We start from the raw sequence: 15,605 nt of genomic DNA, 5'->3' as shown, positions 1-15,605 counted from the left end.
CAACTGAAAATCAGAGACGCAAAGCAAAAAAGGGGAATGAACATGTCGCTGAAGAAAATGACCTACGTCGCCCTGGCAAGCCTGATGATGTCGGGCGCTGCCTTCGCCGAGGATGCGAGCTTGCCGAAACTTTCGATCAACAAGGACCTGCAGGCCAAGCTGCCAGAGGCGATCCGCACATCGGGCAAGATGATTTCCGTCAACAACGGCTCCTTCCCTCCCTATGAAATCGTCACCGGCACCAAGTTGACGGGCGCCAGCGCCGATCTGACCGATGCGATCGGCGAGGTGCTCGGCGTGAAGATCGAGCATGAAAGCGTCAGCGGGCTGCCTGCGATCCTCGCCGGCATCAACTCCGGCCGCTATCAATTCGCCTTCGGCCCGATCGGCGATTTCAAGAGCCGCGAGGAAGCCAATGACTTCGTCGACTGGGTACAGGAATTCGTCGTCTTCGCCGTCCAGAAAGGCAATCCGAAGGGCATCACCTCGCTCGACAGCGCCTGTGGGCAGCGCATCGCCGTCATGGCCGGAGGATCGGCAGAAAAGGTGATCCAGGTTCAGGCCGAGAAATGCAAGACGGATGGCAAGGGCGCGATCGAGGTCCAGTCCTTCACAGACCAGCCGAGCTCGATCCTCGCCGTCCGCTCCAAGCGTTCGGATGCCTTCTTCTCCTCGCAGGCCCCACTCACCTATTTTGTCTCGCAGGCGAATGGCCAGCTCGAACTGACGGGCGTCGGCCAGAAGAACGGCTTCGAGGATCTCTATCAGGGCGCCGTCGTGCCGAAGGGCTCGCCTCTCGGTCCCATCCTCAAGGATGCCGTCAAACTGCTTATGGACAATGGCACCTATGCCGCCATCATGAAGAAGTGGGGCCTTGAGAACAACATGATCAAGGAACCCGGTATCAATCTTGGCGGGACATTGCCGAAATGAATACGAATTCCAGAAACAACGCATCGCCTTCTGGCGATGCGTCGGAACGGGATGTGGCGAATGCCCACACGCCGTTCCCGAAGGGTCGTGTGACGGCCTGGGTCGTCACGCTTGCGATCGCAGCCTATTGGGCCTGGTCGGTCGCCCACAATGAAAACTTCGGCTGGCATGTTGTCGCCCAGTACTTCTTCGATCCCGTCGTCATCAGCGGCCTCTATGTCTCGCTCGGTCTGACCGTCGTCGCCATGGCGCTTGGCATCATCTTCGGCCTGCTTTTGGCGATTGCCCGCATGTCGAAGGATAGACTGGCAAGCACACTTGCGTCCCTGTTCATCTGGTTCTTCCGCGGTACGCCGCTGCTCGTGCAGCTGATCTTCTGGTACAATCTCTCGACGCTCTTCCCGACGCTGTCGATCGGCATTCCATTCGGCCCGACCTTCGTCAGCTGGGACACGAATTCCGTCATCAGCCCGATGACGGCGGCAATCGCCGGCCTCGCCCTCAACGAAGCCGCCTATATGGCCGAGATCATTCGCGGCGGCCTGCTTTCCGTCGACAGAGGCCAGTTCGAGACCGCCGAGGCCTTCGGAATGACGAGAATCCGGGCTCTGCGCCGCATCATCATCCCGCAGGCCATGCGCTCCATCGTGCCGCCAACCGGCAACCAGCTCATCAGCATGATCAAGGCGACTTCGCTCGTCAGCGTCATAGCCATGGCCGACCTGCTCTATTCCGTGCAATCGATCTACAACCGCACCTTCGAAGTGATCCCGATGCTGCTCGTCGCCGTCATCTGGTATCTGCTGATTACCTCGGTGCTCAACATCGGCCAGAGCTATATCGAGCGCTATTACAGCCGCGCCGACCGCCGCACCGGTGGGACGAAGGCGGCAACGGAGAGCACGCCCGCGCTCGTGCCGGCACAGGAGGCGGGCCAATGAACGCTCCCATGAACTCAGCCATCAACGTCAGTCCCCTGGTACAGGCGCGCAACGTCCACAAGTCCTTCGAACATCTCGAAGTTCTGAAAGGCATAGACCTCGATGTGGCGCCAGGCGAAGTGGTCGTCATCCTCGGCCCTTCCGGTTCCGGCAAGTCGACCTTTCTGCGTTGCATCAACCATCTGGAAGCAATCAATCGCGGTTCGATCGAAGTCGACGGCGAACAGATCGGATATCGGTTGAACAAGGGCCGGCTAGTCAAGCTCTCCAACCATGCGATCGCGCTGCAGCGGCGCAAGATCGGCATGGTGTTCCAGCAGTTCAATCTCTATCCGCATATGACGGCGCTGCAGAATGTCATCGAGGCACCGATCGGCATCCATGGCGAGAGCCGGAAGCAGGCGACGGAAAATGCGCTGGCGTTGCTTGACCGCGTTGGCTTGTCAGCCAAGGCCAACAATTATCCGCGCCAGCTTTCGGGTGGCCAGCAGCAGCGCGTCGCAATCGCCCGAGCGCTGGCGATCAAGCCGAAGCTGATGCTGTTCGACGAGCCGACGTCTGCGCTCGATCCGGAACTGGTCGGCGAAGTGCTCGCCACCATGCGTGACCTTGCCAGACAGGGCCTCACAATGATCGTCGTCACCCACGAGATCGGCTTTGCCCGCGAGGCTGCCGACCGTGTCGTCTTCATGGACGGCGGCAAGATCGTCGAGCAGGGCAAACCGGAGGATGTAATCGGCAATCCGCAGCATCCGCGCACCAGAAGTTTCCTGTCGCGCTTCATCTAGCGCGACACAGATATCATCAGTGAAGCCCGCACGCTCTATGGCGGATGGCGGCTCAAGCGAACCATTGGAATAGCCATGACCCTCGACAACGATTTCGCCCGCCTTTCCCACTTCGAGCCGATGAAGGCCGAACTGACAGATATTCGCCAGCATCTGCACGCCCATCCTGAGCTGTCTTTCGAGGAGGCGGAAACGGCGCGTTTCGTCGCCGAGAAGCTGGAAGCCTGGGGCTATGAGGTGACGCGCAATGTCGGCGGCCATGGTGTCGTTGCGCGCATGACGGTCGGTGCCGGCAAGAAGAGCATCGCGATCCGCGCCGATATGGACGCGCTGCCGATTACCGAGCAGACTGGTAAGCCCTATGCCAGCAAGGTGCCCGGCAAGATGCATGCCTGCGGCCATGATGGCCACACCACCATATTGCTCGGAGCTGCCGAATATCTCGCTCGTACCCGCCGCTTCAACGGTACTGTAAACCTGATCTTCCAGCCGGCCGAAGAGGCGGGAGCGGTCAGCGGCGCTCCCGCGATGATCAAGGATGGCCTCTTCGAACGCTTTCCCTTCGACGTCATTTACGGGCTGCACAATCATCCGGGTGCGCCGGAAGGTACGTGGCTGCTACGCTCCGGCCCGCTAATGGCCGCCGCCGACACAGTTGAGATCACCATCACAGGCAAGGGCGGCCATGCTTCACGCCCGCATCTGACCATCGATCCCGTCGTCGTCGCCTGCAACCTCGTCGTCAGTCTGCAGACGATCGTTGCCCGCAGTGTCGACCCAACGCAGACGGCGGTCGTGACCGTCGGCGCCATCCACGCCGGCGAGGCTTCGAATGTCATTCCGGAAAGCGCGAAGATGCTACTCACGGTCCGCTCCTTCGATCCGAAGGTGCGTGAGCTGCTTGAAGCCCGTATTCGCAAGCTGACGGCTTCTATCGCGGATGGCTATGGTGCGAGTGCAGAGATCGACTATGTCCACGGCCATCCGGTCGTCGTCAACTCGGAGAAGGAAACGGAATTCGCGCGGATGGTTGCCGAGGAGCTCGTCGGCGCTGATAAAGTCACCACCTGTGGCCTGATTCCCGGCAGCGAGGATTTCTCCCATTATCTGGAGCATAAGCCCGGCAGCTTCCTGCGCCTCGGCAATGGCTTGAATTCGGCCATTCTCCACAGCGCCAAATATGATTTCGCCGACGGAAGTCTCACCGTCGGTGCGGCGATGTGGGCACGCCTGACCGAGCGTTATCTCGACGCCTGAACCTATTCTTATCTCGATCGCACGAGGAACCGGCGACGCGACAATAAACGATAGCCCTGGCAATAAGCCGGGGCTGGTCCGTTTTCTGGAATGTCATGGAAAAAGCGGAATGCGACGCCTTCAATAGCGACGCCAGGCCTGCGAGAGCAGTGCGATTCCTGCATTCATAAATACTACTTATCGAGCGATCCGCGACTATCGCCCGTTGCAGGCGCCGTATTTGCAGGCGTTTCAGTCCGCAGCCCGGTTTCCAGCTGCACATTCCGAGTCTGCATTACCCGCCATTCATTTTCGAGGCGATCAATCACATACGTAGGAATTTCATTTCTTACGCTTTCAAGCTCTTGCATCACGACCTCCATTGTCATGCGTTACTGGCATGACATGGAGGAGTTTCTTTGTAAATCAAGCTATTAAAATATTTAAACGATTAGAATATTTTCAATCGTTTGAAATATCACCTTCTGTGGAAAAGATCCAAATAGCGTTAATGCGCAATGCGGAGCTTACCGATGCGAAGCCGGATCATCGATGGTGCCAAAGCCGGGACGGCGAGCAGCCGGCGGTTGCAATCGCCCTTCGAGCTCCAGGTCTTGCGCGCGCCAGATTGAATCGTGTTGTTCGCGCATGGCATCGGCCGCCTCACGGACCACTTCGGAAATCTGCAGAAGCTGCTTGGCGAGAGGGCTCGTCCTGCGCCAGATCATGCCGATGGTGCGTGAGGGCTGCGGGCTTTGGAAGCGCACCGTCGACACCGAGGCCGAGCGGGTTTCCACGGCTACCGCCATCTCTGGTATCAGAGTGACGCCGATGCCGGCGCTGACCATCTGCACCAGCGTCGACAGCGAGCTGCCGTCCATCAGCTCCCGCGGCAGGGCTGAGTGGATGTTGCAAAAGGAGAGCGCCTGATCGCGAAAGCAGTGTCCTTCCTCCAGGAGCAGCAGCCGCATTTCGCGAAGCGCTTCCCGGTTGGGCACCGGCTTGCCCTCGTCCTCGCTCGGCCGCACGAGTACGAAGTTTTCCGCAAATAGCGGCACTTCCGTGAGCGATGTTTCGGAGATCGGCAGGGCGACGATCGCGGTATCCAGCCTCCCCTCCTCCAGCTCCTCGACCAGTTTCGAGGTCAGGGTCTCACGCACATGGATATCAAGCCCGTCATAGATACGGGTGAGGTTGCCGATGATGCTCGGCAAGAGATAGGGCGCGACCGTGGGGATGATGCCGATCCGCAACCGTCCCACGGGCTGATTATGCGATGCGCGGGCAAGATCTCCCAGCTCGTCGACGGAGCGCAGGATGTCGCGGACGCGAATCGCGAAAGCTTCCCCGAAATTGGTCAGCCGGACCTGGCGCGCGCCTCTTTCGAAGAGGTCCGTGCCGAGCTGCTCCTCCAGCTCCTTGATCTGCATCGACAAGGCGGGCTGGGAGATCGCGCATAGATCGGCCGCACGTCCGAAGTGGCCGAGCCGAGCCAGCGCTTCGAAATAGCGAAGCTGTTTGAGCGTGAAGTTTGCCATAAGCCCATCTTATCGTGCCAATCAGGAAATCCAACTTAAATTAATGGAAAGGCTTGGCTATAGTGCCGCAGCAGAGATGAGATGCGGCCGCCTGTCATACGAAGCTCATATTGAGAGCATTGACTGCGTTCAGTCCATCGATGCACGGGCCGGTCGGAAGGCAGGGGACCCAAGCTTTGCCTGCTTCCACGTCTCCGTTTCACGCGAGGCCAGAACAACGAGAGATTCATGCGTCTGACATGTCGCTGCCATACCCGTTTTAGAACCGGGCCATTTTCCGGCGGGCTGGCAAAGCTCCTTCTCCGGTCGTCACAAATCAAATCATCGTAAGGGAGAGTATCATGGATACAAAAGTCGAAACTGCCGGCAAATGTCCGTTTCCGCATGGAAACACGAGCGTTTCCGCACGTTCGAACCGAGACTGGTGGCCGAATCAGCTGAACCTTCGGATTCTTCACCAGAATTCGGCCCTTTCCAGCCCGATGGGCAAGGCGTTCAACTACGCCGAGGAATTCAAGAAGCTCGATCTGGAGGCCCTGAAGAAGGACCTCACCGCCCTTATGACGGATTCGCAGGATTGGTGGCCAGCCGACTTCGGTCACTACGGTCCGCTCTTCATCCGCATGGCCTGGCATAGCGCCGGCACCTACCGCACGGGCGACGGCCGCGGTGGCGCCTCCTCCGGCACGCAGCGTTTCGCTCCGCTCAACAGCTGGCCGGATAACGTCAACCTCGATAAGGCCCGCCGCCTGCTCTGGCCGATCAAGCAGAAATACGGCAATAGCATCTCCTGGGCCGACCTCATGATCCTGACGGGCAACGTTGCGCTGGAATCGATGGGCTTCAAGACCTTCGGCTTCGGCGGCGGTCGTGAAGATGTCTGGGAACCGGAAGAAGACATCTATTGGGGCGCGGAAGACACTTGGCTCGGCGACAAGCGCTACAGCGGCGATCGCGATCTGGAAAACCCGCTCGCAGCCGTGCAGATGGGCCTCATCTACGTCAATCCTGAGGGACCGAACGGCAATCCGGACCCGCTTGCAGCCGCACGCGACATCCGCGAGACCTTCGCCCGCATGGCAATGAACGACGAGGAGACCGTCGCCCTCATCGCCGGCGGCCATACCTTCGGCAAGACGCATGGCGCAGGCGATGCCGCCCATGTCGGCCCCGAGCCGGAAGCAGCCGGCATCGAAGAACAGGGCCTCGGCTGGAAGAACAGCTTCGGCACTGGCAAGGGCGGCGACACGATCGGCAGCGGTCTCGAAGTCACCTGGACCTCGACGCCTACCAAGTGGAGCAACAACTTCTTCTGGAACCTGTTCGGCTATGAATGGGAACTGACGAAGAGCCCTGCTGGCGCGCATCAGTGGGTGCCGAAGCACGGCGCCGGCGCCGGCTCGATCCCCGACGCGCACGACAAGTCCAAGCGTCATGCGCCGTCGATGCTGACGACCGACCTCGCCCTGCGCTTCGATCCGGCCTATGAGAAGATTTCTCGCCGCTTCTTCGAAAATCCGGATGAGTTCGCCGATGCCTTCGCCCGCGCATGGTTCAAGCTGACTCATCGCGACATGGGGCCGCGTGTTCGTTATCTCGGTCCGGAAGTGCCGAGCGAAGAGCTCATCTGGCAGGACCCAATCCCGGCTGCCGGTCCCGCATCGATCGATGCCAACGATGTCGCTGTCCTCAAGGCCGAGATTGCTGCATCGGGTCTCACCATTCCGCAGCTGGTTTCGACAGCCTGGGCTTCAGCTTCGACGTTCCGCGGCTCGGACAAGCGCGGCGGCGCAAACGGCGCTCGCATCCGTCTTGCTCCGCAGAAGGACTGGGAAGCCAACCAGCCGGCCCAGCTCGCTTCCGTGCTGGCGACGCTCGAAGGCATCCAGAAGAAGTTCAACGATGCTCAGACCGGTGGAAAGACGGTATCGCTTGCCGATCTGATCGTTCTCGGCGGCTCGGTCGCTATCGAACAGGCTGCGAAGAAGGCCGGTCATGACCTGGTCGTCCCCTTCGCTCCCGGCCGTACCGATGCGACGCAGGAACAGACCGACGTCGAGGCCTTCGCCGTTCTCGAACCGATCGTCGATGGCTTCCGCAACTACCAGCGGCAGGCCTACACCGTCTCTTCCGAAGAACTGCTGATCGACAAGGCACAGCTGCTGACGCTGACGGCGCCGGAAATGACCGCCCTCATCGGCGGCCTGCGTGTGCTGAACGCCAATGTTGGTCAGAGCCAGCACGGCGTCTTCACCAAGCGTCCGGAAACGCTGACCAACGACTTCTTCGTGAACCTGCTCGACATGGGCACGGAGTGGAAGGCGGTTTCGGATGCCAAAGACGTCTTCGAGGGACGGGACCGCGCGACGGGCGACGTGAAGTGGACCGCCACGCGCGTCGATCTCGTTTTCGGCTCCAACTCGCAGCTGCGCGCGATCGCCGAAGTCTACGGCCAGTCCGATGCCGAGAAGAAGTTCGTCCAGGACTTCGTTGCGGCATGGACCAAGGTCATGAACGCCGACCGCTTCGACATCGCTTGATGCAAGATATCGGGCGCGATCAAAGGTGATCGCGCCCTTTTCAACCGGTCTCAGAGACGGCATTTTGCCGCTTGCTTCTTTCGAACCACGCATTCAATCCCGTGCGTGCCGGCTGCTCGATCAGATAGTAGCTAAGCAACCCGAGGCATACGGCTATGACAAGCGCAGGCAGTTCGGCCAAGCGATCTAGCCGAGCCAGTACGTAAAACGGTTGCTGCCATAAATATATTGAGAACGACATCCGCCCAAGTCGCCGGATGGCAGAGCCTTCAAATAAAATCTTAGAGAAGCGAGTAGCACTCCCGATCGAACATACGCTGATCGCCAGCAACAAGGTTTTAACGCCAAAAAACAGCCAGGCGGCGTCCGCGAACAAGCGTGCGGCCAAGCCGCAGAAAAATATCAAAGGTACCAACCATTCCAGGGATAATCCGCAGCTTCGCTGCCCGATCAGCAGGAACAACGCGGCAGAAATCAAAATTGGCGCTGCCGCCACTTGGCTCGACCAAAAGACGATAAATGGATTTTGCCCGTAAACGTCATATTGCAAAATGCCGGTGGCAAGTGCGGTAAGACCAAGTAACAACAGGGAAAATCCCACGAATTTGTTGCCGGCATCGCGCAAGCCAAAGGCCAGCAGTCCGAGCAGAAGATAGCTGTGCTCTTCGACGCATAATGACCAAATGTGATCGAATATCGAAATGAAAGTATGGCTCGTAATTATAAAGTAGTTCAGCGTGAAAGAAAGCGCGGCGAGCACACCCGCAAGATCGGGTGCAAGCGACGTTGAGGAGAAGATCGCTGCATTCACCAAAACAAATATAAACAAAGTCGGATAGACGCGGCTGAAACGCCGAAAGAAGAAAATGCCCAAAGGCATCTCCCTGACGAAAAGGATCTCGGCCATAAGCCGTCCTGAGAGGACAAAAAATAGATCAACACCGGCGGATCCAAGACCGGGCAGGTAGTTGTCACCGCCGAAATGACCCATCAACACCAGAAAGACGGCCAGTCCACGCCATCCATCTAGGGCCGGAATATGGGGCGGTCTTCCTGCTTCTGACATCGGTAACCATCGGTTGAGCTATCCAACCGCTAGCGTAAGACATCAATATTAATGAAATTACTTTAAGTATTACCGAAATTAAGCACACGCTGGCATTTGGAGTAATGCGACTTCGTTACACTAACTCCTCAAACACGTGCTGGGAGTTCAATCGACGCAGCACAGAGGCGCGGCATTCTGCAACGGCAACGGCAGGGCGATGGTGTGATTGGGAATGGTAAGCGCATCCAGCGTCGCTGTCTGTTCGGGCGAGAGCCGGACTTCGAGCGCACCGATATCCTCATTGAGTTGCTTCAGCGTATGGACGCCGATAATCGTCGAAGATACGCCAAGGCGCGCCATTGCCCAGGCAAGGGCGACGCGTGCGGTCGTCGTACCGAGTTCATCGGCAACGCGGAACAGGGCGTCGACGATTTCAAGATCCTGTTCGTCGGGCCGTTGCATCAATTGCGCCGCATGCCCTGTTCTTGCGCCCGCATTGTTGGCACGCGTATATCGGCCGCTGATGAGGCCGCCGCTCAATGGCGAATGCGAGACGACGCCAAGCCCCAACCCGCGCGCCAAGGGAATGAGCTCGATTTCAAACAGCCGTGCGGCAAGCGAATATTCGATCTGCAAACCGATGAATGGAGCCCAGCCGTTGGACTGCGACAGGAGATGGGCATGCGCTACCTTCCAGGCCGGCGTATCTGAAATGCCGAAATAACGCAGCTTTCCCGACTGAACGAGATCGTGGAGCGCCTCCAGCATTTCTTCCAAAGGCGCCTGTATGTCCCAATTGTTCAGCCAATAGAGGTCGAGATAGTCGGTGCGCAGCCGACGAAGGGTCTCCTCGAAGCCGTCGATCACGGCTTTGCGGCCAAGCCTTTCGCCATGTCGCGCGACATCGAATTTGGCTGCGATGACAAGACGATCGCGCCGGATCGAGTTTTGTGCGACATAGCTGCCGACGACCGTCTGGCCGCCCGCTTTCATCGCTCCGTTGCCGGTATCGAGATAATTGCCACCGAGTTCGAGATAGCGCGTCAGGATCGCCGCAGGTTGATTTTCATGCGAATGCCGGATGAACCCCTTATCGAAAGTCATGGTTCCGAGCGCAAGCGGACTGACGCGCAACTCCGAGCGGCCGAGTGCGGCATAGTCTTCAAGATGCATGCATAATCCCCCAGCCGGCCTGCAACCGTTACATACCCGTGCAGGTTATGTAAAAGCATCCAGCAAAGGAGATAAGCACCAATTTCCAATTTTACAATTCGGGAATCCGGATAATCGGCCCGATATCGTTCAATTTTGCAATGCGAAGAGGGAGGAACAGTTCTAGCGCTTGCGTATGAACTCGGTGCGAAGAACCAAACCCTTGATCCCGTCGTAACGGCAATCGACTTCTTCAGGATTGTCGGTCAGTCGAATCGACTTGATAACGGTACCCTGCTTCAAAGTCTGATTGGCGCCCTTCACTTTCAAATCCTTGATGAGGGTGACGGAGTCGCCATCGGCGAGGACGTTGCCGCTTGCATCGTGAACGACAAGCTCCGTAGCGACGGCAGCCGCTGCCATCTCCGCGGCAGGTCGCCACTCGCCGGTCACTTCGTCATAGACATATTCGTCATTTTGGCTGGTCATGCCAAACTCCATTCTGCAAGTTTCTTGAGTATTCCAAAGCCGGCAAATGCCTAGCTTTCATCTCATTCACGATCTGTGAATGGCATCTACCCGAGACAATCAGCCGATGCAACAAGCGCGAAGTGGTGCGCCGATGCGGATACTCGGCTTTGCTATTTCAGCTCGGATGCCGGCCAGGGATTACGGCCCTCCCGAAGCCACGACAGCGTATCGACCCAGAAACCGGCAGCATGGCTATCGTGAAAGAGGCCGAAATGGCCGATTGCGTCCCGACCAAAATCAGCCGGACGGAGCAGCACCGACTGACGTTGCGCGCCGGTATAGTAATTCAGTGTGCGGCGAATTGCCGGTACGGTGCCAAGTTCGTCGTCCGAAACCGCAACGGCCAGGATCAATGCTTTCACGGCGCTCATTCGCCGTAGCACCTCCCGCCTCTCGCCCACAGGATGGCTGCGCTCGAACCGGGGGCCACGAAAGCTCCACTCGTTTGCCACACCTTTCGGCAGATCCTCCAGCCAGCCAAGCCGCCGGCCCGGGAAATAGCCGCAGAGCGCAGTCATCGCAGGCATAGCCACATGCCATTTGAGGAACAGAGCGGCCCGCCTGCTCGGCATGTAATCGCCCCACCAGGCATATTGAGCTCCGACCGTCAGCATCCTGTCGATCTCCGGAGCATTCTCAGCCAATCCCGGCAGGAATCCGCCGACGCTATGACCCACCACCAAAAGCGGACCGTTGCGACGGTGATCGGACATCAGCCGAAGCGCGGCATCGAAATCCCGCTCGCCCCAATCCCGCCAGCGATAACGGGACCCACGCAGCCGTTGCGGGCGCGACTGGCCGATGCCGCGATAATCGAAGGTCAGGACATCGAACCCATGCCGCACCAGAAATTGCGCATAGCGGTGATAATAGCGTGCGAGAACTCCGGTGGCCGGGTTGATGATGACGCTGCCTTCCGGCCTTTTCGTCTCCGCCAGCCAAAGGCGGCCACCGAGAACGACGTCATCCCGACAGGGGATGGAAATCGAAAGACTGTCTTCATTCAAGGATGGTCGAGGTTGCTGGCTCATGGGCGTCAAGATGGGACGATCGCCGCGTTGTGTATATTCACTACCCGGTATACATTGAGCCATGAGAGACAGTTCCCTGCCGACACGCGAGCGTATTCTTCAGGCCGCCGCAAAACTCTTCCACAGCGACGGCATCCGCGCGATCAGTGTCGACGCCATCGCCGAGAAGGCAGGCGTCACCAAGCGCACCCTCTATTATCATTTCCGCAGCAAGGACGACCTGATCGCCGCCCATCTGCAGGCGCGCGACGAGCCGAACCTTGCCTTCTTCAAACGCTGGTTCGAAGAAACCGAAGGCGACATTTCAGAAAAGGTTGCCGGCATTTTCCGCCAGCTGGCGCAATCGGCACGCAGCGCCAAATGGAAGGGCTGTGGTTTTTTGCGGACTTCGGTGGAACTCATCAACCTTCCCGGCCATCCCGCGCTGGTTGCGGCGCGCGCTCACAAGAAGCGGGTTGAGGAGTGGCTGGGATCGGTCTTCGTGGAGGCGGGCGCGGGCAACAATGCCCTGCCGCTCGCGCGCCAGATCATGCTGCTCCTCGACGGTTCATTTGCGGTGGTCCTGCTCCATCGCGATCCGAGCTACATGGAAACCGCTGCTGATGCGGCGGCACGGCTGATTGCCGAACGATTGTCGGATGCAAAGACGCCCGAGAACCGGCTCTCGGGCGCTGCATAGCAATACGCTCAATGATACTTCAGGCGCTCGCGACCGAGGATGGCGGGCGCGTCCACACCAGCGATCGGCTGGGAAAGATCGCTGGAAATGTCGCCGGCCAGCTGCAGGTCGAGATAGCGGGCGCAGCACACCCGCAGGAACGAGGTGAAATTGCCGAGATCGTGGCCGGCGTCGATGGATTCGTGGTGCAGCTTGGTGATCAGCTGCACCACATTCATTCCGTCACGTCGCGCGATTTCCTCCAGCTTCGACCAGAAGAAATTTTCCAGCCGGACACTGGTCACCATGCCATCGATGCGCAGGGAGCGCGTGGTGCTTTCCCAGAGCCTGGCATCGGCCTTGATGAACAATTCGCACATGCGCGTCTCCCCTCAAGTTCAAGCAGCGTTTGCTGACGACAAGGCATTGGCATCCAGCACGGCCATGAATTGGCGCAGCCATGACGGATGCGCCGGCCATGCGGGTGCAGTCACGAGGTTGCCGTCGGCAACTGCATCATTGATGGCGATGTCGGCATAAATGCCGCCGGCAAGTTCCACCTCGGGCCGGCACGCGGGATAGGCCGAGCAGGTGCGTCCCTTGAGGACACCGGCCGCGGCTAACAGCTGCGCGCCGTGGCAGATGGCGGCAACCGGCTTGCCCGCCTCGAAGAAGTGCTGAACAGCCTTGATGACGTCTGGATTCAGGCGCAGATATTCCGGCGCACGGCCGCCCGGAATGACGAGCGCATCGTAATCTTCGGCGCGGATGCTGGCGAATGTCGCATTCAATGCAAAATTATGACCGCGCTTCTCGGAATAGGTCTGATCGCCTTCGAAATCATGAATGGCCGTTGCCACCGTCTCGCCGGCATTCTTGCCAGGGCAGACGGCATGGACCGTGTAGCCGCAGGCAAGCAGCGTCTGGAACGGCACCATGGTCTCGTAGTCTTCGGTGAAATCACCTGTAATCATCAGGATCTTTGCTGCTGGCATCGTCTTCCTCCCTGAAAACCAACGGACGGCACTTTAGCAAAGTGTCTGCGGTCGCAGGTATTAGGCGAATACTACACGCCGTTTATGGCCCCGCCTATTGCACCGGCGCACGGTTGATGTCCGGGATTACGCAGGCTTCGCCACCGCCGAAGAGGCGCGAGCGTGTGAGAAATCGTTTCTCCCGCCTATTGTCGAGCGAGAACATGCCGCCGCGTCCCGGTACGACATCGATGACGAGCTGCGTGTGTTTCCACGCCTCGAACTGACTGCCGCTGATATAGACGGGCACACCGCCGATCTCGCCGAGCTTGACGTCATTGTCGCCAATCATGAATTCGTTGGCCGGATAGCACATCGGCGAAGAGCCGTCGCAGCACCCGTCCGACTGATGAAACAGGATATCGGGATGGTCCTTCTGTATCTCGCGGATAAGCTCAAGTGCCTTCTCGGTCGCAAGCACCCGCGGTTCCGACCCATTATCGTCCATGATGATCCTCCATCCCCAATGTGCGAATACTCGAAGGCTCCCGGCCGCAGCCGGGAGCCTTGTCAGCTTCCGTTGGGAGGTCTCAGAAGAAGCCCAGAGCCTTCGGGCTGTAGCTCACCAGCATATTCTTGGTCTGCTGATAGTGATCGAGCATCATCTTGTGCGTCTCACGTCCGATGCCCGATTGCTTGTAGCCGCCGAAAGCGGCGTGGGCCGGATAGGCGTGATAGCAATTCGTCCAGACGCGGCCGGCCTGGATCTCGCGACCAAAGCGATAGGCGCGATTGCCGTCGCGGGTCCATACGCCGGCACCGAGGCCGTAGAGCGTATCGTTCGCGATCTCAAGCGCTTCCCTCTCATCCTTGAACGTCGTGACCGATACGACCGGACCGAAGATTTCCTCCTGGAACACGCGCATCTTGTTGTGGCCCTTGAAGATGGTCGGCTTGATGTAGTAGCCGCTCGACAGCTCGCCGCCGAGATCGGCACGACCGCCACCCGCCAGTACCTCGGCACCTTCCTGCCGGCCGATATCGAGATAGGAGAGAATCTTCTCCATCTGCTCGCTCGATGCCTGGGCGCCGATCATGGTTGCGGCATCAAGCGGATTGCCCTGCTTGATGGCTTCCACGCGCTTGACGGCACGCTCCATGAAGCGGTCGTAGACTGATTCCTGAATCAGCGCTCGGCTCGGGCATGTGCAGACCTCGCCCTGGTTAAGCGCAAACATCGCAAAGCCCTCAAGCGCCTTGTCGAAAAAGTCATCGTCTTCGGCCGCAACATCGGCAAAGAAGATGTTCGGCGACTTGCCGCCGAGTTCGAGCGTGACGGGGATCAGGTTCTGGCTGGCGTATTGCATGATGAGCCGACCCGTCGTCGTTTCGCCGGTAAAGGCGATCTTGGCGATGCGCGGGCTGGTGGCGAGCGGCTTGCCGGCTTCGAGGCCGAAGCCGTTGACGATATTGAGTACGCCCGGCGGCAGGAGATCGCCGACCAGTTCGGCCCAGACCAAAAGCGAGGCGGGCGTCTGCTCGGCCGGCTTGATGACGACGCAGTTGCCCGCGGCCAGTGCCGGCGCAAGCTTCCAGGCGGCCATGAGGATCGGGAAGTTCCAGGGAATGATCTGGCCGACGACGCCGAGCGGCTCGTGAAAGTGGTAGGCGACGGTATCGTGGTCGATCTCGCCAATCGAGCCTTCCTGGGCACGGATGCAGGAGGCGAAATAGCGGAAGTGATCGATGGCGAGCGGGATATCGGCCGCCATGGTTTCGCGGATCGGCTTGCCGTTGTCCCAGCTTTCAGCCTGCGCCAGCACTTCCAGCTTGTCTTCCATGCGCTGGGCGATCTTCATCAGGATATTGGAGCGCTCGGTGGTAGACGTCCGCCCCCACTTGTCCTTGGCTGCATGGGCGGCATCAAGCGCGGCGTTGATGTCCTTTTCGTCGGAGCGCGGTATCTCGCAGATCTTGCCGCCTGTTATCGGCGTGAGATTGTCGAAATACTTGCCCGCGATCGGCTCGCGCCACTCGCCGCCAATATAGTTGCCATATTTGAGTTTGAACGGAGATTCCACGATCTTCTGATGCAGCATGCCATCCTCCCTTGGTCGGCAGGTTCAATAAGCGAACCGATGGGAGAAGTCTGAGGGCATATCGCGGCGGGCGATAGAGGCGGCTTGCCGTGCTGCAGCGCACAGTGTCGCAACTCTGCGACAGCTGCCAGATCGA

The 15,605-nt window shown here is 59.1% G+C and carries 15 protein-coding genes; 6 read left to right on the top strand and 9 right to left on the bottom strand.

Annotated features, from left to right (window positions below; translation table 11 throughout):
- Nucleotides 1–42: 42 nt before the first annotated feature.
- The 4 genes from FBZ99_RS15820 (at nt 43) to FBZ99_RS15805 (ending at nt 3,919) form a co-directional block, all read left to right on the top strand.
- Complete coding sequence (locus FBZ99_RS15820) at nt 43–933, top strand: ABC transporter substrate-binding protein (protein WP_113329823.1); 891 nt, start codon at nt 43–45, stop codon at nt 931–933.
- Complete coding sequence (locus tag FBZ99_RS15815) at nt 930–1,874, top strand: amino acid ABC transporter permease (protein WP_113350555.1); 945 nt, start codon at nt 930–932, stop codon at nt 1,872–1,874. The genes FBZ99_RS15820 and FBZ99_RS15815 overlap by 4 nt, the downstream gene beginning before the upstream one ends.
- Nucleotides 1,871–2,662, top strand: coding sequence for an amino acid ABC transporter ATP-binding protein (locus tag FBZ99_RS15810; protein ID WP_442966485.1), 792 nt, complete (start codon nt 1,871–1,873; stop codon nt 2,660–2,662). Before FBZ99_RS15815 ends, FBZ99_RS15810 begins: the two co-directional genes overlap by 4 nt.
- 75 nt (nt 2,663–2,737) lie before the next feature.
- Nucleotides 2,738–3,919 (top strand): M20 aminoacylase family protein, encoded by a 1,182-nt coding sequence (locus FBZ99_RS15805; RefSeq protein WP_113350556.1) that lies wholly within the window; start codon nt 2,738–2,740, stop codon nt 3,917–3,919.
- Nucleotides 3,920–4,425: 506 nt separating this feature from the next.
- Here the strand turns inward: FBZ99_RS15805 and FBZ99_RS15800 are convergent.
- A complete protein-coding gene (locus tag FBZ99_RS15800; RefSeq protein WP_113350558.1) occupies nt 4,426–5,436 on the bottom strand; it encodes a hydrogen peroxide-inducible genes activator in 1,011 nt (336 codons plus the stop codon).
- Between the two features lie 341 nt (nt 5,437–5,777).
- On the opposite strand from FBZ99_RS15800, the gene katG reads away from it, so the two are divergent.
- A complete protein-coding gene (katG, locus tag FBZ99_RS15795) occupies nt 5,778–7,976 on the top strand; it encodes a catalase/peroxidase HPI (protein ID WP_113350559.1) in 2,199 nt (732 codons plus the stop codon).
- 40 nt (nt 7,977–8,016) lie between these two features.
- Here katG and FBZ99_RS15790 read toward each other — a convergent pair whose 3' ends face one another.
- From FBZ99_RS15790 to FBZ99_RS15775, 4 genes are all read right to left on the bottom strand, one after another.
- Nucleotides 8,017–9,042, bottom strand: coding sequence for an acyltransferase family protein (locus tag FBZ99_RS15790; RefSeq protein ID WP_113420135.1), 1,026 nt, complete (start codon nt 9,040–9,042; stop codon nt 8,017–8,019).
- A gap of 147 nt (nt 9,043–9,189) precedes the next feature.
- Nucleotides 9,190–10,197 carry an aldo/keto reductase gene (locus tag FBZ99_RS15785; protein ID WP_113350561.1) on the bottom strand — a complete coding sequence of 336 codons (1,008 nt, stop codon included), beginning with the start codon at nt 10,195–10,197 and terminating at the stop codon, nt 9,190–9,192.
- Nucleotides 10,198–10,359: 162 nt separating this feature from the next.
- Nucleotides 10,360–10,677: a zinc ribbon domain-containing protein YjdM gene (locus FBZ99_RS15780; protein WP_113350562.1), complete on the bottom strand. Its 318-nt coding sequence runs from the start codon at nt 10,675–10,677 to the stop codon at nt 10,360–10,362.
- Between the two features lie 140 nt (nt 10,678–10,817).
- Entirely contained in the window at nt 10,818–11,738 is a 921-nt protein-coding gene (locus tag FBZ99_RS15775) for an alpha/beta hydrolase family protein (RefSeq protein ID WP_246661125.1), read from the bottom strand.
- Between the two features lie 61 nt (nt 11,739–11,799).
- Here FBZ99_RS15775 and FBZ99_RS15770 point away from each other — a divergent pair, with 61 nt between their 5' ends.
- Nucleotides 11,800–12,417, top strand: a complete 618-nt coding sequence (locus tag FBZ99_RS15770) for a TetR/AcrR family transcriptional regulator (protein WP_113350564.1) — start codon at nt 11,800–11,802, stop codon at nt 12,415–12,417.
- Nucleotides 12,418–12,425: 8 nt separating this feature from the next.
- On the opposite strand, the gene FBZ99_RS15765 is transcribed toward FBZ99_RS15770, so the two are convergent.
- The 4 genes from FBZ99_RS15765 to adh form a co-directional block, all read right to left on the bottom strand.
- Complete coding sequence (locus FBZ99_RS15765; RefSeq protein ID WP_004124790.1) at nt 12,426–12,776, bottom strand: ribbon-helix-helix domain-containing protein; 351 nt, start codon at nt 12,774–12,776, stop codon at nt 12,426–12,428.
- An 18-nt stretch (nt 12,777–12,794) separates the two neighbouring features.
- On the bottom strand, nt 12,795–13,391 hold the full coding sequence (locus tag FBZ99_RS15760; protein ID WP_113329687.1) for a DJ-1/PfpI family protein: 597 nt from the start codon (nt 13,389–13,391) through the stop codon (nt 12,795–12,797).
- A 94-nt stretch (nt 13,392–13,485) separates the two neighbouring features.
- Complete coding sequence (locus FBZ99_RS15755) at nt 13,486–13,878, bottom strand: DUF779 domain-containing protein (protein ID WP_145633978.1); 393 nt, start codon at nt 13,876–13,878, stop codon at nt 13,486–13,488.
- 82 nt (nt 13,879–13,960) lie between these two features.
- Nucleotides 13,961–15,469 (bottom strand): aldehyde dehydrogenase, encoded by a 1,509-nt coding sequence (gene adh, locus FBZ99_RS15750; RefSeq protein ID WP_113350566.1) that lies wholly within the window; start codon nt 15,467–15,469, stop codon nt 13,961–13,963.
- Nucleotides 15,470–15,605: the final 136 nt, after the last annotated feature.

This window comes from Rhizobium sp. ERR 1071 (assembly GCF_007828675.1).
In the GTDB taxonomy this organism is placed as follows: domain Bacteria; phylum Pseudomonadota; class Alphaproteobacteria; order Rhizobiales; family Rhizobiaceae; genus Rhizobium; species Rhizobium dioscoreae.
This window is presented reverse-complemented; position numbering and strand designations above follow the sequence as displayed.